At 53.1% G+C, this 21,789-nt stretch carries 17 protein-coding genes; all 17 read right to left on the reverse strand.

All coding sequences use genetic code 11. From position 1 onward, the window contains the following. Positions 1-205: 205 nt before the first annotated feature. The 17 genes from CBW46_RS11330 to CBW46_RS11410 all read right to left on the reverse strand — a co-directional run bounded on the left by CBW46_RS11330 (position 206) and on the right by CBW46_RS11410 (position 21,768). Positions 206-1,978, reverse strand: coding sequence for an adenine deaminase C-terminal domain-containing protein (locus CBW46_RS11330; RefSeq protein ID WP_089200120.1), 1,773 nt, complete (start codon positions 1,976-1,978; stop codon positions 206-208). Between the two features lie 49 nt (positions 1,979-2,027). Beyond that, the gene (locus CBW46_RS11335; RefSeq protein ID WP_089200121.1) at positions 2,028-3,419 is read right to left on the reverse strand and encodes a UbiD family decarboxylase; all 1,392 of its coding nucleotides are present in this window, start codon (positions 3,417-3,419) and stop codon (positions 2,028-2,030) included. Continuing rightward, the gene (locus tag CBW46_RS11340; RefSeq protein ID WP_243633272.1) at positions 3,416-4,285 is read right to left on the reverse strand and encodes a R2-like ligand-binding oxidase; all 870 of its coding nucleotides are present in this window, start codon (positions 4,283-4,285) and stop codon (positions 3,416-3,418) included. The genes CBW46_RS11335 and CBW46_RS11340 overlap by 4 nt, the downstream gene beginning before the upstream one ends. A 34-nt stretch (positions 4,286-4,319) precedes the next feature. Then, a complete protein-coding gene (locus CBW46_RS11345) occupies positions 4,320-5,525 on the reverse strand; it encodes an iron-containing alcohol dehydrogenase family protein (RefSeq protein WP_243633273.1) in 1,206 nt (401 codons plus the stop codon). Positions 5,526-5,559: 34 nt separating this feature from the next. Continuing rightward, positions 5,560-7,038: an aldehyde dehydrogenase family protein gene (locus CBW46_RS11350; protein WP_089200123.1), complete on the reverse strand. Its 1,479-nt coding sequence runs from the start codon at positions 7,036-7,038 to the stop codon at positions 5,560-5,562. A 79-nt stretch (positions 7,039-7,117) separates the two neighbouring features. Then, the gene (locus CBW46_RS11355) at positions 7,118-8,446 is read right to left on the reverse strand and encodes an MFS transporter (RefSeq protein WP_089200124.1); all 1,329 of its coding nucleotides are present in this window, start codon (positions 8,444-8,446) and stop codon (positions 7,118-7,120) included. A gap of 141 nt (positions 8,447-8,587) precedes the next feature. Further along, the gene (locus tag CBW46_RS11360) at positions 8,588-9,388 is read right to left on the reverse strand and encodes an enoyl-CoA hydratase/isomerase family protein (RefSeq protein ID WP_089200125.1); all 801 of its coding nucleotides are present in this window, start codon (positions 9,386-9,388) and stop codon (positions 8,588-8,590) included. After that, positions 9,388-10,947: a class I adenylate-forming enzyme family protein gene (locus CBW46_RS11365; RefSeq protein ID WP_089200126.1), complete on the reverse strand. Its 1,560-nt coding sequence runs from the start codon at positions 10,945-10,947 to the stop codon at positions 9,388-9,390. Before CBW46_RS11365 ends, CBW46_RS11360 begins: the two co-directional genes overlap by 1 nt. Continuing rightward, a complete protein-coding gene (locus tag CBW46_RS11370) occupies positions 10,925-11,449 on the reverse strand; it encodes a (2Fe-2S)-binding protein (protein ID WP_089200127.1) in 525 nt (174 codons plus the stop codon). Before CBW46_RS11370 ends, CBW46_RS11365 begins: the two co-directional genes overlap by 23 nt. Further along, positions 11,446-12,330: an FAD binding domain-containing protein gene (locus tag CBW46_RS11375; protein WP_089200128.1), complete on the reverse strand. Its 885-nt coding sequence runs from the start codon at positions 12,328-12,330 to the stop codon at positions 11,446-11,448. Before CBW46_RS11375 ends, CBW46_RS11370 begins: the two co-directional genes overlap by 4 nt. Positions 12,331-12,386: 56 nt before the next feature. Continuing rightward, positions 12,387-12,842, reverse strand: a complete 456-nt coding sequence (locus CBW46_RS11380) for an SRPBCC family protein (protein WP_089200129.1) — start codon at positions 12,840-12,842, stop codon at positions 12,387-12,389. Positions 12,843-12,856: 14 nt separating this feature from the next. After that, positions 12,857-15,277: a xanthine dehydrogenase family protein molybdopterin-binding subunit gene (locus CBW46_RS11385; RefSeq protein ID WP_243633274.1), complete on the reverse strand. Its 2,421-nt coding sequence runs from the start codon at positions 15,275-15,277 to the stop codon at positions 12,857-12,859. Further along, entirely contained in the window at positions 15,274-15,867 is a 594-nt protein-coding gene (locus CBW46_RS11390; protein WP_165842274.1) for a nucleotidyltransferase family protein, read from the reverse strand. The genes CBW46_RS11385 and CBW46_RS11390 overlap by 4 nt, the downstream gene beginning before the upstream one ends. Positions 15,868-15,881: 14 nt before the next feature. Further along, positions 15,882-17,087, reverse strand: a complete 1,206-nt coding sequence (locus tag CBW46_RS11395) for an XdhC family protein (RefSeq protein ID WP_089200131.1) — start codon at positions 17,085-17,087, stop codon at positions 15,882-15,884. A gap of 104 nt (positions 17,088-17,191) precedes the next feature. After that, positions 17,192-17,962, reverse strand: a complete 771-nt coding sequence (locus CBW46_RS11400) for a response regulator (protein WP_089200132.1) — start codon at positions 17,960-17,962, stop codon at positions 17,192-17,194. Between the two features lie 14 nt (positions 17,963-17,976). Next, positions 17,977-19,515 (reverse strand): class I adenylate-forming enzyme family protein, encoded by a 1,539-nt coding sequence (locus CBW46_RS11405; RefSeq protein ID WP_089200133.1) that lies wholly within the window; start codon positions 19,513-19,515, stop codon positions 17,977-17,979. A 672-nt stretch (positions 19,516-20,187) separates the two neighbouring features. Further along, the gene (locus CBW46_RS11410) at positions 20,188-21,768 is read right to left on the reverse strand and encodes a leucyl aminopeptidase (RefSeq protein WP_243633275.1); all 1,581 of its coding nucleotides are present in this window, start codon (positions 21,766-21,768) and stop codon (positions 20,188-20,190) included. Positions 21,769-21,789 lie beyond the last annotated feature (21 nt).

Raw genomic sequence — 21,789 nt, forward strand, 5'->3', positions numbered from 1 at the left:
ATGGTGCAGCTGCATTAAAGCCCAAGCAGAGTACAAAGGCATATGGGGGGCTCGGCTGCTTCAAAGCGAGGATATATTAAGGCTCTGATCGTCCCAATACGGAGGGTGATCAGAGCCTTTGTTGAATTTATGACCCTTTCCAATGTGTGCTTTTGTTCGTCATCGGACGCACAATCGGTTCCTGCTCCGGTCAGATGTCCGGTTGTCACTTTGGCGGCAGCTGCCGGGCCGGAAGCAGTATTCTGCCGTCAGTGATGTTCAGCACTCCTGTGGAAGTCAGCCTTACCTTAGGCAGATGGGTAGCGGATAAAAACAGCAAGGAATAGATCGGATCGGCAAACTTATAGCCGGATTCTCGCATCAAACGAACAAAATGCGCCGTCTCGCCAACTAACGTCTCCATATCTGACGAGCTCATCGTTCCCAACAGCGGGAGCGGCAAATCAAATCGCAGCTCCCCGTTATGATACATGCAAATGCCGCCTTGCTGCGCGAGAATATGGTTGGCCGCTTGAGCCATCTGCACCGGATCGCGCCCTAGAATGAGTAAGTCGCCGGACAGCGAATATGTGCTGGCCAAAGCATCGAAATCTCCGAAACCCTTGATGATCCCCGTCGTAATCCAGTCCCCTTCTTTATGAAGAAGTGAAACATACATATAGCCCGTCGCCTCAGCCAAATGTACTTTTCCGTCAATTAGAGGCAGCGTTTCAAAATGACAGCGGGTTATGACCGCATTCATCAGCTCGATGACCGGCACTTGCTCTTTGGGCGGGCACACCTCAAACCAGTCCGCCTGCACAACCGGGTCCATTACTTGTAGGGCGTCGATACCAAACCGGCTCCATTCCACCTCCCGTAACGTGAGGGTTAATACCTTGTTTTCCGAAACGATGCGCCCGTTAGCCATCACTTTGACAGGGGTTGGATTACGCAGATCATCCAGAAATAAAATGTCGGCAATTCGACCGGGACTGATTCCTCCCAAATCTTGATCCAAACCATAATAAACAGCAGGGTTGAGCGATGCCATTCGGTAAGCTGCCGCCGGATCAAGCCCCGCTTCAATCGCGATGCGTATACATTCATCAATCACGCCTGACTGAAGGAAAAAAGGCGGCGAGCCGTCTGTCGTAAGCATGATCCGGTCCCAGTAACGGCAGCCCCCGTCGAGTAAACCTTTGACCAGAGCGCTTAAATCCGGCCGGATGGAAGAATGCCTGAGCGTAGCGTAATAGCCCAAACGAATTCTTCTCATCACTTCTTCCGCATTGATACTCTCATGGCACCCCGTTGCGCCCGCTGCAGCTACCGCGTTTAATGTCTCTACGGATGCGCCCGGATTATGTGTTTCAATGCGTTTTCCCGCCTCCCGCGCCTGATGCATTCGCGAAATCATGGCTGGGTCGCCATCCAGCAACGCCTTCCAGTAGGTGAGCTCACCCGCCTGCAAAACCGCCGGATGCCGCAGCATCCGGCTCATGCGCTCATGTGTGAACCGCTGCGCCAACGCGGAATCGCCGACCTGCGGATCCAACCGGGCCCACCAATAATTTTTGATCGGCATATCCTGTAAAGCCTCGATGAGTCCCTCCATTTCGTGCTGCCGGAGTTGGACAAAAAACGGCAGATTGTCATGCAGCAATGCTGTGGTGCCGCGGGCTAAAGCGTATTCACTGAGCGAGCGCGGATTGTAGATTTGAAACGAATGTGCGTGAGGCTCAATATATCCGGGCACAAGGATATGCTCCTGTGCGTCGATAATTTGAGTGTTCGAGTCGGTTAAAGGCTCCTTCTCGCCTACATAAGCGATACGGTCTTCAAACATGACGACGTTTAACCTGCTGATTTCGCCTGTGTAAATTTGAAGAACTTGTGCTCCGCGAATCCAAGTGGTGGCCGGCGCTTTACATTGGGAAACGGCGATTAACGCACCCAATTTCTCCTCAGTGAGGTGTTTCAACGTGCTGGCAGTCATGGGTTTCTCTCCTTCTTTCTCTGCTTCATTCCCTTATCCGGCTAGGTCTTCAGTTGTTGCCCTCCCCATGCTTGGCGGGAAAAACGGCCCGGGAATTGACGTAATCTTCCACATTCATATTATCATATCCCGGGATGCGAACCCGCAAATACCGCATAGGCTCACTGTTTAAAGGAACTGTGCAGTCCAGTCCCATTTTGGATCCCACACCGCCGGCGGTGGAAGGGTCCAGCTTCGAGCCCAGAGCGTTATGGACCACCACCAGGTCCGTTTCCGCCTGAAAGCGGGTGGCAACAGCCCACTCCACCTCCTCCATATTGAAAATATCGACCTCTTCGTCGACGACCACGACATGTTTGATATCAAAACTGTTGGCAAGCGCGGCAAAGATCGCGTTTTTGCCCTCACCTTCATTCCTTTTTTTAATAGAAACGATGGCATGGTAGCGGCAGGTCCCGCCGGGACTCATATGCACGGCTTTGACGGTCGGAACGGTTTGACGGATGGATTGTAACAGACTCGCTTCCCGCGGGATGCCTCCAAGCAGCAAATGCTCATAGCCTGCAGGCACAATGGTGTAATACATAGGGTTATTGCGATGGGTGACCGCTGTGATGTGTACCACTTCTTTGTCGCTGCGCGGACCGTAATACTTCGGGAATTCACCGAAAGGTCCTTCCGGCTCGCGTACATGCGGCAGAATTCTGCCTTCGAGCACGATTTCGGCAAAAGCCGGCACATCGATATCGACGGTCTCGCAGCGGACCACCTCCAGCGGCTCCCCGCGAAGGGCGCCCGCGAGTTCAAGTTCATCCACGCCGAATGGCGTGCTCGCCTGCGACGCAAGCAGCGTCACCGGATCCACGCCGATCACAATCGCGCATTCCAGCGCTCTGCCGGCGTCTTCGGCCAGCTTATACAAATGATACGTATGACGAGGCAGCAGCAGGGCACCAAGTTTATTTTTTCCTGAAACTTGAAGCCGGTGAATTGAAACATTTTGCTTGCGCGTGACCGGGTCTCTCACGATAAACAACCCGGCTGTAATGTAATTGCCCGAATCTTTCTCGTGGTGCACCGGTATAGGCAGCAGCTGCATTAAATCGATATCAGCCAAGATGATATTTTCTTTTACGGGGGCTGCCCCGCTGTCAACTGAACGGCAGGGGCTCGGCGAAGCCACCGCTTCGATAAACTTGGGAATGATCCCCAACTGATCGGTTTCCAGGGCTTCCGCAAAGTCTTCCCTCGTTGAACAAATACCCGAAACAACCGGAATCGGATAGTCCTCCACCTGTGTAAAACAGACGGCTTTTTTACCGTCCATTGTTTTGGTCACAGCCGCGCCTTCATACTGCAAACTAACCTTGCGAGTGATGATCGCCAAGCGATTTTTCGAATGCAGGTATTCCAGCCATGTGCGAAACGTCCTAGCCTTCATTTGTAGAAATCCTCCCTGTTTGCTTTACCGAAAATATCTTTCAGCCGGCGCTCGAACATCTTCGTTAACCGTTCCCGGCCGCGCACTTCCGGAGGGGTAGGATATTCCCTGCCGTTCACCATCACAGGTTGATCGTAACGAATTAAAATGTGCGGCAGGTAATCATCAAACAACCTGCGAATACGCTTCGCATGCTCCGGATTGCGGGCAAGCAGCTTCAGCATGCGAAGCCCGAAGCCGACATGCCGTCCTTCGTCTTCCTTAATTCGGGCAAAGCCTTCAGCCAAACCGGGAAACAATCCTTTGCTCCGGAATACAGCCTCAAACACTTCGTAACCCGTCATGGCCTGCACTCCTTCAATAATTCCCTGGTAATGGGCCAAACCCTCGACCAAAGCCTCTTCGCGGCCTTCCGGTCCAAGCTCGAGAGCCGCCAGCATAAATTTGATGCGCTCATCCAGTTTTTGCTGGACAATATTTTTCACCCCCGGAATTCGCGCTTGCCCGAAAACCTCGCTGAAATATCGCATGAAAAATTCTGTATGCTTAAACTCTTCCAGCAGCTGGGTGCTTAAGAATGCTTGCTGTTCCGTAGAAGAACCGAGCATAATCCAGGGACAAAACTTGAGCGCAACATTTTCTTCCGCATCCAGAAACCCGGTGCAAAAATGAATAAGGTAGCCTTTGAGATCGTCGTCGAGCGAATCAAAATCCGCTTTATCTTGAGTGAGATCAATCTCGGCAGGGTCCCAGGTTCCGAAGCGAATGGCTTTGCGGTACAAATCCCATGCAACCTCATCGGTTGACTTGTCAAGGCTTGGGATGAGCTCATCCGCCGAAGTTTGTTCTTTCCATTCTTCTGTCAATGCCACATACCTCCCAAAAATTAAGCTTTGTGAATTAAAACAAGCGTTGCAAAAGCTCCAGCACTTCCTCTTCAGTAGGCATGCGGGGATTAAACTGCATCATTCCGCTCTTGAAAGCATCCTTCGCGATAGCGGGAAGCTTCTCTTGGTCGACACCGACTTCACGAAGCCGTGTAGGAAGCCCGATGCCGTGCACCAGCTTCGCCACAGCCGCTCCGGCGGATTGACCGATGTGATCATCGAGCACACCTATCAGCTCCGCAATCTTTGCGGCCTTTGCCGGGCAGGCCGGCGTATTGAATTCAATGATAGAAGGTAGCAGTAAACCGATGGCAATGCCGTGCGGCACATGGCAGTGTCCCGACAGAGCGCTTCCGATCGCGTGGGCCAAACCCAAAAAACCGTTGTTGAAGGCCATTCCGGCCAATAAGCTTCCATGCGACATACCGATGCGTGCTTCCATGTCGGATCCGTCTTCCACGGCGCGGCGGAGATTGGCGTTAACTACGGCAATCGCTTCCATAGCAAGGGCGTCCGATGCCGGACTGGATCTTAGCGAGAAGAACGTCTCGATACCGTGCGCCAATGCATCAATGCCGGAAGCGGCAGTCAACTTGGCAGGAAGCCTTGCCGTCAATTCCGGATCGACTAAAGCAATCGTCGGCGCCATATATTCGCTTGTCACCGTGACTTTCACATTGTTCTGCCAATCAGAGTATACGCCGAAGATGGTCACTTCACTTCCTGTGCCGGAAGTGGTCGGCACCGCAATAAGAGGGATAGAGCCCGGACCGCCGGGAATACGATTCACGCCGGCATACTCTCTGATGCTCCCACCGCGGGCTGCCACGACACGAATGCCTTTTGCCGTATCGATTGAGCTGCCTCCGCCGACTGCAACAATACAGTCATACGGCCTGCTCCGAAACACTTCCGCTCCCCGGTTAATTGTCTCCAAGCCGGGGTCAGGCTCTATGTCCGTGTAGATGTCATACTCCATCCCCGATGACCTTAATGCCGCAGCCAATCCGGTAAGCAGGCCTGCAGATTCCACGCCCTTGTCACTGACTAGAAATATCCGGCTTACGCCTAGCTGGAGCAGCCGCTCTCCAAGCCGGGCAGCCTTGCCCCATCCAAACTCAATCAAAGTAGGGAGATGGAATGAAAACTCAAATTGCGTCCCTTCTCCCCTATTTCCAGTATTCACCAGACTTCCGGCATTTCCAACGTTTCCGATCACAGTGATCTGCCTCCTTCAGGGCGAGCTTACGACCTTAATCCGCTTGTTCTTCGACTTCGAAGTGAATATGCTTCGTTTCGCAGTACTCCAACAAGCCGTCAACGCCCCGTGTACGGCCCAAGCCGCTTTGCTTGTATCCGCCGAACTCGGCTTCTGGGAAGTTTTTGTTGTAGGTGTTAATCCACACCGTTCCTGCCTTGATCCCCCTGGATAAACGCATCGCACGGTTGAGATTTTCCGTCCAGACTCCCGCAGACAATCCGAATTCGGTGTCGTTGGCCAGCGTCAAGGCTTCTTCCTCGTCGGAAAACGTTTGGACGGCCAGGACAGGACCGAAAATTTCTTCACGGACAACCCGGCAGTCGGACGTCAAATTGTCAATAATGGTTGGTGCAAAGAAATATCCTTGATCATAATCTTTGCCCGTTAACCGGTAACCGCCCGTCACGATCGTCCCCTCGCTGCGGCCGATTTGGCAGTATCCTTCGACCAGGTCCAGCTGGTTTTGGGAAACCAGCGGTCCCATGTCCGTCGTTTCCAGAATGCCGTTCCCTACACAAAGATTTTCGGCATAACGTGTTAAGCGGGAAAGTACTTCCCTCTTGATGGACTCGTGCACCAACAGCCGGGAGCCGGCCATGCATATTTGACCCGCGGAAATAAAGATGGAGCGTCCGATGACCGGAATCGCCTTATCCAAATTCGCGTCTTCAAACAGGACATTCGGAGACTTCCCGCCCAGTTCCAAAGCCAGCTTTTTGATGTTGCTTGTGGCAAGCTCCATGAGCGTTTTACCGGTGGATGTGTCTCCGGTGAAGCTGATCATATCGATTTTTTCACTTGTGCCCATGGCAGCGCCAATCGATTTCCCCGGACCGGTTACGATACTCACAATTCCCTTGGGAAAATGAGGCACCTCATCAATCAGTTTAAAAATTTCCACTGAGATGGCCGGCGTAAGACTCGCCGGTTTGACAATCACGCCGTTGCCTGCGGCCAAAGCCGGGGCAAGTTCACGGATCATGAGAAGCGCCGGCCAGTTCCACGGTGAAATAATTCCCACTATGCCGATAGGCTCTTTTACGATAACGCCGAGATTGGCCGGTTCAAGCTGAACGGACCGGCCAAATACCGTCCGGGCGGCTCCGGCAAAATATTTTAACGTATCGATGCACCCCGCGAGTTCCTGACGGGATTCACGCATTGTTTTTCCTTGCTCCATCGTCAGTATCCGGGCCAGACGCTCTATATGATTCTCCATCTTATGAGCCAACCCTAATAAAGCTTCATATCGCCGCTTCGGATTACAGCTCCAGTCGCTTTTACGAAACGTATCGCAAACAGAATCTATCGATTGTTCAATATCCTGAACTCTAGATTTTTGGGAATACCCGATAAGTTCGCCGGTAGCCGGATTGTGCGATTCGAGCTTTTCACCCGATGCGGACTCCGTCCACTCCCCCGCCACGTAGTTGAAATAAACTGCAGGCTGTTGATTGGTCATTACAGTCATGTTTTCCCTCCCTATTCCAATGAAATGGGTTATACGGTTATCTCGTCAGCACTTCATGGGCGTAGCGCGAATCGGTATTTTACTTGAACTCGCCCTTTGTTTCGGGGATGATGAAGCTTCCGATCAGGTACAAAACAAAGATCCCGGCGAGAAAATAGCCCAGCGTCGCCGGAATATGCTCTGTTGTTCCACTGGCTAACTGCACAAATGTGGGCATGATCCCGCCGATAGCAAACCCTATGTTCCAAGACAGCCCGGTTCCGGTGGAGCGTATTGCTGTAGGGAACCGCTCATTCAGAAAAATCACGACTGGCGCATAGGCGGCGTTACCCAGGAATGCGAGCGCAAAAACAATAAGAATAATGGAAGCAATCCCATCCACACCGGCCAATCCGATATAAAGAAACGGAAGGATAACAAGGTTAAGTATGCCGATAATTATAAACGTCTTCTTGCGTCCAATATAATCGCTGATTAAACCGAAGAGCATTGACGCAATGATCGCAACCACACTGGCGCCCATAAGAATCATCGATGCCATTCCCGCAGGGATCTGGTTGATGACCTTAAGGAAAGTCGGAAGATATCCGCTGGTCAGGTAATACGCTGTCCCTCCTCCAGTAACAATCAACAGGTTTACGAGAAGCACGGGAAGATGTTCGCCGGAAAACACCATTCGGGCAGGCGCCTTGGGCGGCTTGATGCCCTGTTTGGATTCTTTCAGCTGCATCCAGTAAGGGGATTCTTCAATGGATTTGAACACAAAAACGCCGAGGATCGAACTGAGAATGCCTGAGAAAAACATGAAGCGCCAACCCCACTCCGCGAACTCCGGTCCCGGAAAAATAGCCGAGACGATAAAGTAAACGATGGATGCAAGCAGCGAACCGAGCCCGGCTCCGCCACCACCGATAAGACCCGACATGAGTCCGCGATACTTTGGCGGTACGGTCTCGGTTCCGATCGTGTGTGTGGAAGCCACGACCCCGCCGACAAAAACACCCTGTACGAGGCGGAGAAAGACGAATATGATCGTAGCGGCAACTCCAATGCTTTGAAACGTTGGAAGCGCTCCCATAAGTGCTGTGGAAAACCCTACCCCGGATACGGCGATCGTCATCGCCCGCTTTCTTCCGGTTCGGTCGGCTAAGGAGCCGAAGATCGCCGATCCCAGGGGCCTCATGATTAAGGTTATGGCAAACGAAGCATAAACGGCAGCTAATTGAAGTGTCGGAATACTTGTCGGAAAGAATAGCTTGCCTAACTCGGGCGCGACAAATAACAGAATAAACAGATCGAACAAATCCAGCGACCAGCCCAAAAGCGATGCCACGACGGCGTTTACCATTTGTTTGCGATTCACTGTAATATTGGGAGCCGCGATATTATTTTGAGTAACAACGGACATATTCTTCCCCCCCGATAATGGAATGGTCCATGCCAACAACGTGCAACGGGTGATTGGGATTCACACTGCTGTCCGCCCTCGGATGTCAAACCCCAATCATCCCGACCTTAATCATGCGACCTGTTGGCTCATCAGACGACTTTACTGCCCGGTGAAATTCGGCTTCCTTTTGTTCGCGAATGCATCGACCCCTTCGCGGAAGTCGTTCGTGCTCCTGAGCATGCCGTAAGCGTATCCTTCGATCTCCAGGCCGGTGCTGAGCGGACCCTCCTGGGATGCGTTAAGCACCTGTTTCAAGGTCCGCAGCGCAAGCGGAGAGAACAGGAGGAGCTCATCCACCAATTTTTGCACCTCGTTCTCCAGTTCATCCTGAGGCGTCACCATAGTGACAAGGCCCCACTGATATGCTTCCGCAGCCGGAATCCGGCGGGCACGCATGATCATGTCTTTGGCTCGGCCGAGCCCCGCTATTCTCGCTACCCTCTGCGTTCCGCCGCTTCCCGGTATCATGCCCAGTCTCAGCTCAGGCAGCGCCAGCTGCGTGGTTTCGGACGCGATACGGAAATCACAGGCCATCGCGATTTCAAGTCCCACGCCGAACGTGTATCCTTGCAACTGGGCAATGACCGGCTTGGGGGAACGTTCCGGGGCCGCCACGTTCTTGTGCAGCATGGAAAGTTCTTCCGGAGACCGCTCCATAAACTCGGTGATCGTCCCCCCGGAAGTAAATGCCTGCGTTCCCTCGCCTTTCAGAATAATCACACGTACTTCATCGTCGTTGTTCAACAGATCAAAAATTTGGCTGAGATGCGCCCGTGCGGTAAAGCTCAGCGTGTTCATTTTTTCCGGACGGTCCAGCACGATCGTTGCCGTTTTTCGCTCCGCATTTTTTTCCACCCTCAGATGATCCCACTCGATTTGCCCCAGCTTTTGTTGTTCCATTACGACGCACTCTCCCTTTTCAGATATAATTCTTGGCACTCGCCGTTCCTGAGCTTTCGGCGCAATATTTTTCCTACCGGACTCTTGGGAATAGCGGAGACTAATACATACTTTCTCGGGCGCTTGAAATTCGATAACTGATTGCTTTCTTTGCAATAACAATCAAGTTCCTCTTCGGTTAGCGTTGGGTCTTTCGGAACTACAAAAGCGGTTACAATCTCTCCGAACCGCGGGTCGGGCAATCCGGTAACTGCGACCTCCGCCACCTTCGGGTGCTTGGCTATCACATCCTCCACCTCAAGGGGATGGATATTTTCGCCGCCAGATATAATCGTATCGTCCAGACGACCGAGCACAAAAAGATCTCCTTCCTCGTCGAGCATCCCCATATCGCCTGTGAAATACCATCCGCCGCGGAGCGCCTTTTGCGTAGCGTCAGGACGATTCCAATAGCATTGAAAAGCTTCGCTGGTTCTTAGGTCGACGATAATTTCCCCCGGCACACCGGGAGGAACCAGATCGTCCGGAGTGGAGTTGCCTTCCGGATCGGGAACCACAACCCGAAGATTTTGATGGAATCCCGGTTTTCCTGCACATCCCGCCTTTTTATCCAGGTAGTTGCAGTATGAAAAGGTATATACTTCGGAGCACCCGTAATGGTTGACGAAAACCCGCGGCTTCAGCTTTTTGAAAATTTCCGCCGTTAACACTTCAGTCATCGCCGCTCCGGCATAGCCCACTTTTCTCAACGCGGCAAGATTATATTTTTCAAAATCCTTGTGGTAAACGAGATCATGAAAAATGGTAGGCACCAGATATACGCAGCTGATTTGTTCTTTTTCCAGCACCTCAAGCAGGGATTGGGGAACATAATCCGGTGTCATCACCAGCTTTCCATTCAAAAACACCATGGATAGGAGCGACCGCATGCCCATCGTGTGATACAGAGGCATAACGCCCAAGGTGCTTTCCTGTACCTCGTATTGGTTTTGGATAATATGAGCGACCGCCGCACCGTACTCATTCTTGTGGGAGCGCGGAACTCCCTTGGGTCGGCCGGTGGTGCCGGATGTGTAGAGCATAAGACAGATGTCGTCGTCATGAATGACAGGCCGGTCAAACTGCCCTGTCCCGTTTACCCGAAGTTCCTCATAGGATACGTCTGCTCCCTGTGCGCCCAATACGCTAATTTTTACAATTTGGAGATCTTTGACCGCTTCAAGCACCGTTTTTTCACTAATCGGCTCATAAAAAACAGCTGCTGCATCCGCATCCTGAACACAGTATTTAATTTCTTCCGGAGAAAGCCGAAAATTGATCGGCGTAAAAATCGCTCCGATTTTTTGGACCGCCCAATACAGTATCACCATTTCCAATCGGTTTTTCAGTACCACGACAACCCGGTCGCCCTGCCGAATCCCCCTGTCCTGCAAAGCGGAGGTCAGCTTATTGACTTCAACATTCATCTCCCTGTACGTGAACCGGGTGTTACCCTGGATTAGCGTTTCGAACTGCGGATGCCGTTCAACTGCAAATTCAAACAGTGTCCCCAGATCCATTTCTGTGCTCACCATCCTTTCGCGTGCAAGCCACTTTTTCGATTGCTTCGATAATCCCCTTGTAACCGGTACACCTGCACAGATGCCCTGACAGCATTTCCTTGATTTCCGGTTCAGTCGGTTCTGCGTGGGAGGCCAGAAAATCTACCGACGACATGAGAATACCCGGGGTACAAAAGCCGCACTGCAAAGCGTGACATTCGGAAAATGCCGCCTGCAGCGCATCGGGCTGACCGCCCTGGGCCAAGCCTTCTACCGTCGTGATTTCCGCGCCCTCCGCCTGGACGGCAAACATTAAACAACTCCTAACCGCCGAGCCGTTCAGCAGCACCGTACAGGCACCGCACACTCCATGCTCGCAGCCGACGTGCGTACCGGTTAACCCGCATTCCTCGCGGAGAAAGTCACTCAGCAGCTTGCGGGGCTCGACCCGCTCCTCAAACATCCTGCCGTTGATGTTCACGCGAATGTCAGCTTTTTGTTTTGCAGGCACTTTGATCATGCTTGCTCCCCCTTTCCGATAGAGCGATCGTAAGCGGCTCTGATCGCCTTTCTGGCATACACACCCGCCAGATGCAATCTGTATTCCCTCGATGCGTGCAGATCCCCCTCCGGATCGACGTTGGATGCGGCAAGCGCTCCCGCTTCCTGTAGCAAGGCTTCCGTCATCGTTTCTCCGATAAGGAGGCCGGCTGCCTCCTCCGCCACCATTGGCACGGCATCCACGCCGCCCAAGGTCAATCGTGCGGTGGTGATCCGCCCCTCCACATCGGTGTCGAGCACACAGGCTGCCGCCACCAGAGCAAAATCGCCATGCTTGCGGCTGTATTCTTGAAACGCATATCCTTTCACCGGCGCGTCCAGCGGTATTTTTACTTCGGTTAGCAGTTCATTCGGCATGACATCGGTGGTCAAATAAGTGATGAAAAAGTCGCTCAAATCCACTTCCCTTGTTTCCTCCGCGCTTTGAATCACAGCCCTGCCATTTAGCGCCAAAAGCGACAAAGGCAGTTCTGCGGTCGGGTCCGCATGGACCACGCTGCCGCCTATCGTTCCCCTGTTGCGGGTCTGCATATGCCCGATAAACGGAATCGCCTCCGAGAGCAGCGGGGCTTGTTCCCTTACCGGACGGGACCGCTCCACATCCCGCTGGCGGGTCATAGCTCCAATCCTGAGCCATCCCGCTTCATGCCGGATATAGTTCAAATCCGCGAGACCATTGATATCGATCAGACACTCCGGAGCGGACAGCCGCATGTTCAAAATCGGTATCAGACTCTGTCCTCCGGCGATCAGCTTTCCTTCGTCACCGGACTGCTTCAGCAGTTGAAACGCTTCCTCCAGCGTGGAGGGGCGGTAATAATCAAAGGATGCCGGCTTCATACCGATCCCTTCCTCTCATGGTGCGGCTTGTGTATCGTTATGTGAAAAGCACGCCGCTACGCAGATTGTTTGCTGCTTTCTACTTCTTTCTTCATTTTTTTAAAAAAGTCATTGATAATCAATTTCGCAACGCCGCCAAGCATTCTTTGGCCGATGGCCGCCACCTTGCCGCCGACTTCTGCGGTGTAGCTGTAGGTGAGGGTCGTTCTGTTCTCATCTGTCGAAATCAAATGAAGCACGCCCTCGGCATCCAGAAAACCCGGCGCCCCTTCACCATGCATGATCAGCTTGTAGCTGCTTGGCGCTTGCACATCGACCAGCGCAATCGTTGCGTCATACTTCCCTTTCACTGCTGCGATCCCTACACTAAGATCGGCCTGATACTTGTCTTCTCCTACCGGTTCCAGCTTCTTGCATCCCATCATGCATCCCGCGAGCACCTCGGGGTCCATCAATTTAGCCCACACGTGCTCGACAGGCGCTTGTAACTCAAGACTTCCGCTGCCATTCATATCCGTTCCTCCTTTCAGACCTCATTGTCGGTTTGCGCTGCCTGCATAAAAGACCATATCCGGTGAGGGGACAAAGGCAGACTGTCAATCATCACACCGAGCGGCGAGAGAGCATCCGCAACCGCATTCGCAATCACAGCCGGAGCGCTCATGGTATTCCCCTCACCCAGCCCCTTGGCCCCAAGCGGGGTGAGCGGCGAAGCCGTTTCATGGTGCCGGATCGTAACCGGCGGAATTTCGGTAGCTGTCGGGCACAGATAGTCCATAAAGCTTCCGGTGAGAAAATGCCCGTTCCGGTCGTACGCCAGTTCTTCATACAAGGCCCCGCCCAGCCCATGGGCCAATCCACCCATAATTTGACCGTCGACAATAAGCGGATTTAACAGCTTGCCGGCGTCATGTACGGTGATATAATCCAAAATGTGTACTTCTCCCGTTTCCGCGTCCACCTCCACAGTGACCGCATCAGCTACAAATCCGTAAGTAGCGGAACCGTTGACAAGATCATTTTCATCCGGCGCAAGCGCATTGGAAATGGTATAAAAGGAGGTTTCGTGAATTCCCGGTTCCAAGCCGTCCGGCAGTCCCTGCGGGTTCCAATGGGCGGAGCCGATGAGCCGTTTCAGGGAAATTTGCTGCTGCGGATCATCCCTCACAATGACCTTGCCGCTGCGGACATCCAGCATTTCGGGCGGCTTTTGAAGCTGCTCGCCCGCGATAGCGAGTAATTTAGCCCTCACTTTCATTGCAGCCTGATATACCGCGCTGGAACCGATAGGCGCGAAGCGGCTCGAATAGCTTCCCGATGCGACCGACCATGGACTTGTCAACGTATCCATCTCGGCAACCACTCTTACTGAACGCGGGTCTACCCCCAACACGTCACCCACAATTTGAGCGGAGACCGTTTCATGACCTTGGCCGGTCGGTGTCGTGCTAATTCGTACCGATATGCCGCCCATCGGGTCAATCGACACGGTCGCCCCCTCGGCACATCCCGATTTGGGCAGCGATTTCGCCCGCTGCTCCGGTGTAAGAGCCACTGTTATGTAGCCCATGTTAGATCCCGAAGGTTCCACGATACAGGCCAGCCCGATGCCGAGGTATTTTCCTTCCTGTCTGGCTTTCACCTGACGTTCCCTGAATTGCTGGTAATGGACCAAGTCCAGCGCTTTTGCAAATGCCGCGGCATAGTCACCGCTGTCGTATATGCCTCCGGTTGCTGTTTTATAAGGGAATTCCTCTGTCCGGAGCAGATTTCGCCGAATCAGCTCCGCAGGGTCCATGCCCAGCTTTTCGGCAATCATATGCATCATGCGTTCCAAAGGAAAATACAGCTGCTGTCCTCCATATCCTCGAATGAGGCCGGTCGGGCATTTATTGGTCATCACCGCTACCGTCTCCATCGCAAGATTCGGAATGCGGTACGCGCCAGTGCTGTTGGAATGGGTGCGATACAGACAGGCCGGTTCGGGTGCCCGGATATAGCCGCCCACGTTATCAGCCATTTTCATCTTTAAACCGGTAACGGTACCGTCACCTCGCACAGCCGCTTCGATCCAGGTCACTCTGTCCGTACCGCTGGAGCTTGCCATCAGATGCTCCTGGCGGTCTTCAATCCATTTCACCGGCAGCCCGAGCTTCTTCGAAACTACGCCCATGAGCACCATGTAGGGAAATACACCCGACTTGATCCCATAGCTGCCTCCGACATCCTTCGGGATTATAATGCGGAAATGGTTGCTCGGCATCTGCAGCGCATGCGCCATTACCGACTGCAGTGTAAAAGGTCCGTGGAAATTGGACCATACCGTCAGATGATTGCCGCTTGCCTCATAGTGGGCGATCACCCCATAAGTTTCCACCGGCGTGGCGCTGTATTTGGGAAAATGAAATTTATGCTTTACTATCAGGTCAGCTTCCGCAAAAGCCTGATTTACATCACCGTAGTCAAACAAACGGTGATTAGCCACATTCGAACCGACATCCTCATGCAGCAGAGGAGCATCAGGCTCCATCGCCTTCTCAATATCCACCACGGCCGGAAGCGGTTCATATTCCACCTCGATCAGGTCAAGCGCATCCTCCGCCAAATATCTGTTTTTCGCAACCACCACAGCGACGGGCTCCCCTACGAACCGTACCTTGTCGACGGCCAGCGAATAATATTTGACCGGTGCGGTGACGCCTACCGGAAATGGCTGTGTCATCCCGGCGATATCCCGCCCCGTGGCGACCCCCTTGACCCCCGGCATCTGCTCCGCCTTATCCGTTCGGATCGATTTGATTCTCGCATGCGGATAAGGGCTGCGCAGAATCGCGGCATGATGAATATTGGGAAGCGGATTCATGTCTTCAATGTAAGTGCCCTGCCCGGAAGTAAGCCGTGCATCCTCTACCCGGGACATCGGCTGTCCGATTCGGTATTGTGTCAATTGAGGCAGCCTCCTTTCGCCATCCAGCTCTCATAATCTTCATAAATATCGATATCTTGCGGCTCGTCGCCCGATATATGCACCAATTCCCGCGCCTCTGCATATTTTCGGATAATCTCTCGTGCGCCTTTATCGCCTATAATTTGCCGCAGTTCCTCGAACAGATGAGGGGAAAATAAAACCGGGTGTCCCGGCTTTCCCTGATAAGCGGCCTGAACCAGCTTGGCTTCGGTTTCTTCATAACGATCCATGACTTCGTCAATGACCGCCGGTTCCATGCCAGGCTGATCCGCCAACATGACGCAGGCTCCCTGCGCCGCAATCCGGACAAAATAATCGATTGCTATGCGAAGTGATGAGCTCATTCCAAGCGCCGCGTTGTAATTGGGAAGTATGACCACCGGTAAATCACCAATACATTCGGCTAATTCAGGGAATTCCGCGTTGACGACAACCGCGACTCCGGAGGCTTTGGTCAGGAGAGCCTTGCTTGTAACATGGCGAAGCATCGCCTCTTCCCCGATCGGAAGCAGAAGTTTGCGGATGCCCGGGCCCATCCGTCTTGAATAACCCCCAGCCAGTATGACCAACCAAGTCCCCTGTCTCATTCGTTGACCAAAGCGAGCCTGATTGGATGGAGCCGTCCGCTCACCGAATACTGGCCTGCGGGGTACCGTTCGTTTAGGAAAGACCCCTGTTTAGGAACCCATTCATGCATCAGGGGTTCGACTGCCGAATACCGTTCATGCATCGGTTCCTCACGCAGTTTAAGCGATTGACCGCTGCGGCCGTTCTTGCGGCACAACAGCTCGGACAGTATGCTTAAGGCGATTTCCTCCGGTGAATCCGCCCCAATATCCAGTCCTATCGGAGCGTGCAGCTTGGTCAGCCAATCCTCGTTCCATTCCTTTCCGCTTAGCCTGATATCATGCAAGATTCTCACAATACGGTCACGGGAACCGAGAACCCCCAAATAAGCAATATCGCCCGGAAGAAGCGATTCGATCAGCTTGCGGTCCAGCTCATAATTGTGAGTCATAACAACCGCATAGGATTCTAAATTGATTGAATATTCTGAATATTCGTCCCGTAAAATGAGAACGCGCTCGTCTGCCTGCGAGAATAAATCCTGTTTCAAGTGCTCTTCCCGATGGTCAATTAAAGTTACGTGCCATTGAAGCTTCCTCGCCCCCGCTATTAAGGGAACCGCACCTGAACCGGCTCCGTAGATAACCAGCCTGGTCCGGGGTGTTACGGTCTCTGCAAACCATTTCACTGCGGCGCCATTTCGTCTGTCGTACACCAAGCCGCACCTGTCGCGGAACCATCGGCGAGAGCTATCACCTTGCCGTTCCAACACCCGGTGCGAGCCCACCGGAGTACCGATGGGATCATCCGATTCCAACACGATGCCTGCTGTATATGCTTCTGTACACGACACCCTTTGTGCGAAAGCTTGAACGATCTGCTGCGCCTGGTCGGGAAACCGTACCGGATCGAAGGGCTGAAGCCATACCGTCACCGCCCCATTGCAGCCCACTCCGAGTCCCCATAAGAGGTCGCCCTCCCCGCCAAAATCATAGCGGATCTCCCGCGATTCTCCCTGCTCTATGACTTGACGGGCATGTTCCACGAGATCTCCTTCCACACAGCCGCCGCTTAATGTACCGATCATGCTGCCGCTTTCACAAATCAGGCACCTTGCGCCTTCGCGTCTGTATGCTGCCCCTTTCACTTCGACGATCGTTGCCAATGCGGCCCGTTCTTTGTTCGCCCAGCAGTTCTGTAACCCGTGCAGAATTTCAACCATGATCCATTCACACCTCGCTCGACGTCAATCTAAGTGCTCATCTTCATAATAGAAAAAGAAGGCGGTTTGCGGTTTAATTATTATTTCATCATGAGTTTTAATTTTTAGCTTTGATTCATAAAATTACAAAACATCGTACGGTATTCCGTAGGCGTTTTTCCCTCCAGCCGCTTGAATGTGGTCGCGAAATAACCTGCATTCGTGAATCCGGTGTTATTGGCAATCACTTCAATGGGCAGAGAAGTCATTTTGATCAACCGTTTGGACTGCTCCACACGGTATTTCGTCAAATATTCAATGAATGTCACACCCATCTCGGCCTTGAACAAGCGGCTGAAATGAGATGCGCTGAGATAGACCCAGTCGGCCACTTCATTCAAAGTAACCTGCTCGTAGAAATGATGGTGAATATAAGTGATAACACTCTTTATCGGGTTGCCGAGGTCAATCACCGACGGCTTGGAGGATGCTGCCAGTTTACCGAAATAATTGGTTTCTTTCGTTAAGTTGGGCAGCAGCAGGGCGTCGAGCGCGGAAGTTAATTCGGTATTTGACAGCGGTTTCAAAAAATATTTTCTGAATCCCGCATTCATCGACATCTGCACCATGTCAAACATCTTTAACTGAGTCGCTACGACAATGGAAACTTTCGGATTCAATTCTATTATCTTTTTCCCTAACTTCACGCCGTCCATGTCGGGCAGGGACAAGTCCAAAATGACGATGTCCGGCTGGTTTTGCTTGAACGAAAACAACCCTCTTTCCGCGGAGGCTGCTTCGTAGACAGTGAGATAGTTATACTGGCTTTCTTCAATGATCAAACGTATTTCTTCACGGCATTGCGCTTCATCATCTATAATCAGCAACCCAGACATGCTATCCCTCCTGTTCACATCTCAATTTTCGAAAGCAGTTCTTTCCTTATTTCACGACGCAGCATTTTTCCTGAAGGGCTGTTCGGAATCTCGGGAATAAACACATATTTACGGGGGCGTTTGAAATTGGACAGCTTTGGATGCTGCTTGCAAAATTGATCCAGTTCCTGCACCGTCACGCTTGCGTCTTTGGCCACAATAAAAGCAGCCACGATCTGCCCCCAATGCTCGTCCTCTTCTCCCAATACCACAGCCTCCGCTACCTTCGGGTGCTGAAGCAGCACTTCCTCAATTTCCCCGGGGGATATGTTTTCCCCGCCGGAAATGACCATTTCATCCACTCTTCCGACGACATACAGATCACCGTCTTCATCGTAGTAGCCTAAATCCCCGGTGTGGTACCAATGATTGCGGATTGCTTTTCTGGTCGCTTCAGGCCGGTTCCAATAGCCCTTGAATGCCTCAATGGATTCGGCATATATAAGAATTTCTCCAATCTCTCCCGGCTCAATAATATTCTCCAGCGCGGCGGCGGAGCCGGCATCCGGCCGAACCAGGCGGATCTTCTGATGAATACCGGGCCTGCCTGCGCACCCCGGCTTTTTGTCCAGTATGGAGCAGGTGGTAAAGGTATAAATTTCTGTACTGCCATAATGGTTAATAAAATGATTCGGTTTCAGCATGTGAAAGCATTTTTGCGTTAACGCTGCTGACATCGGGGCGCCTGCGTAGCCTATTTTCTTGAGGACGGAGAGATCGAAATCAGCAAAACACGGATCATTCAGCAGTTCGAGGTACATGGTCGGGAACATATAGAGGCAGGTGATTTGTTCTTCGGACAAAAGCATCAATGCTTTTCGGGCGTCGAAATCCGGGAAAAGAACAAACTTCCCATTCAAAACACACATGGAAAGGAGCGAGCGCACCCCCATCGTATGGTATAAAGGCATCGCCCCCAGGGTGCTGTCAAAAAGCTCGTAACGGTTCTGGACGATGTGAGCCATAGTGGAAGCGTATTCATTTCTGTGGAACCTTGGTACGCCCTTGGGAACACCGGTGGTGCCCGAAGTGTACAGCATGACCGCTATATCATCGTCACCACAAGGCGAACCGGAGAAAGCATTGGAACCTTTAGCCACCAATTCTCCATAGGAAAGGTCTCCTTCATCCGGCTCCAAACTGATCAAGAGCGGCCGCTCATTAAACTTGGCGTTCATAACGGCACGCTGGCTAATTTTCTCATACACCACGATTTTTGGTTCGGCATCATTAATACAGTATTGGGTGGCCTCCGGAGAGAGGCGCAGGTTGATCGGTGTGAATATAGCGCCCAGCTTTTGTGCCGCCCAAAATAAACACACCGTTTCAATACGATTTTTGAGCAGGACCATGACACGGTCTCTTTTCACAATGCCCAGCTTCTGAAGGGAAGAAGCCAACCGGTTGACCTCATCGTTGAGCTGCAGGAAGGTTAACACTTTATTGTCTTGAACCATAGCTATTTTGTGCGGATATCTGTCAACGGCACAATCGAATACGGTACCTAAATCCATGGTGACCAACTCCTCTATAGCTTGTTACTCGTATTCTACATTGCCGCCGGAAGCAGGACCTTTGTTTTTTTGATATTTGCACTTTTATAAACTGATCAACTTTATGAAACAAAAGAGATCCCGGATCATGCCGGTTGTTCCCGTAATGCGGAGCAACGCACTTTAGAGCGCAATAAAAAAACCAACTCATCAAAGTTGGTCAGAGTCACGGTAAAAGCGCCGGATGAAAGGGCGAATGATTTTCAAGGAAGGGGGCCTCCCTAACGTATTTTTTCCAAGCACGCGCGCAATTTTTGCTTTATAAATGCCCGTTCCAACAAATCCATGCTATGGACAGCCTCTATTCCGTCCTGCAAAGCGGCACGGTTCATGCCTTGGCGCATTTGCAGCGAGCGACAATCTCAGCCATGACCTCTGCTGCCGTTATTTAGTCAGGTACATCTCCCGTAATCCTGCATGGACAACACCCGTGGAATTTCTGTCGTTTTCACGGGCTTCCACGGCCCTTTCTCTCTTACACCGGTCTCATCTCATACAGCTTTACGCTAATTGAAGCTGCAGCATCCGGTCGCCACTTTCCAGTTCGCGTGGCGCCGGCGTCCGGTGCTACGGAGCAGCGAGCCGCGCTGTGTCGGGCTAGCTTGCTCGAAGCGCTCTCCCGGCCGTAGGCCGTCACACATTACACAGCCAATGCGCCAACGTCCGCACCATGGCGCCAGTCCCTCCCTTGGGCTGCGTGTCGCGCTCGTTCCACAGCCAGGCGGTTCCGCCTGTATCCAAATGCAGCCATGGCGTATCACCGGCAAAAAAGCCTATAAATAAGCCCCCTGTAATACTGCCTGCCCACCTGTCGCGTGAGGAGGCATTCTTTATGTCTGCGACTTCGCTTTTCAACATTTCATGGTATTCGGGATAGTTAGGGAATGCCCATACCTTTTCCCCTGCCTGGCGCGCAGCGCCTAGAATCTCCTGCTGCAGCTGCTCGTTGTTCGACAAAGCACCCGTCGCCACATCCGCTAAAGTAATGAGAACGGCGCCTGTCAAAGTCGCAACGTCAACGATCCGCTGAGCGCCTAGCTGCTTGGCATAGTGTATTCCGTCGCCTAGCACGATCCGGCCCTCCGCGTCCGTGTTTAACACCTCCACCGTATGTCCGCTCATCATTGTAATCACGTCACCAGGCCGGTAAGCACGCCCAGAGGGCATATTTTCCGCAGAAGGAATGACAACTACGAGATTAATTTTGGGCTTCAGCCGGCCGAGCACGTGCAAAAGTCCGAGCAGCACGGCGGCGCCGCCCATATCGCTGATCATCTCCTCCATGCCTTCCGGTTTCTTGAGGGAGATTCCCCCGGTATCGAAGGTGATCCCTTTGCCGACCAAGCCGACCACGTCATCCCACGTATCCGTGCCCTGGTACCGGATAGAGATCATGCGCGGCGGATTGGCGCTGCCCTGGCCCACGGCATAGAGTCCGCCCATGCCGTGCTCCTTGATGGCCGCCTCGTCCAGCACCGTGCAGGCCATGCCGTAGCGGGACGCCACTCGGGCGGCCTCCTGCGCCAACGTGTCCGGCACGAGCACGTTGCCGGGCAAGTTCGTCAGATCGCGCGCGTACTGCGTCGCGATCGCCAGCACTCGCGCAGCCTCCAATGGCTGCGCGAAGCCCTCGGCGGCGTCGTCCCCGCCGAGCGCCGCGAGATCCGCCCGGTCTGCGACCAGGGCGATCTCGCGCAGCGCAGGCGGCGACGGCTGCGCCGCCGCAGCAAAGCTCGGCATGCGATAGCCGCCGAGCAGCAGCCCTTCCGCGAGCGCGCGCACACGCTCGCGAACATCGCCCGCGGCCTGCGGCAGCGGTACCGCGAGCCGCTGCAGGCCGCGGGCTAGCGCCGCGCGGGCGGCGTAAACGCCGGCGTCCCGCCAAGCGTCCGCGCTTGACGCGGCAGGGCCAAGGCCGCTCAGCACGAGCGAGCGGCAGGGCAGCAGGCCAAGCGTGGGCAGCGCCTGCACTTGGCCGAGCCGGCCCCCGAACAGGTCACGTTCGCGCATGCCCGCCACTTCGGCCGCCAGAGGCGCCGGCAGCCGCTCTTTCATCGTGGCGGCATCGTCCAACTCTACCGGCGCCACCAACATCACCAGCGCATCGACAGCGACGCGCTGCAGCATCGCTGCCGCATCAGCCGCTCCGTCGGACTCGACAAAATATAATTTAGTATGTATATCGTCCTTGATCAGATTATGCAAATTGTCCATTGTATGTCCTCCGTTAGTTCC

Source organism: Paenibacillus xerothermodurans (assembly GCF_002220865.2).
Taxonomy (GTDB): domain Bacteria; phylum Bacillota; class Bacilli; order Paenibacillales; family NBRC-103111; genus Paenibacillus_S; species Paenibacillus_S xerothermodurans.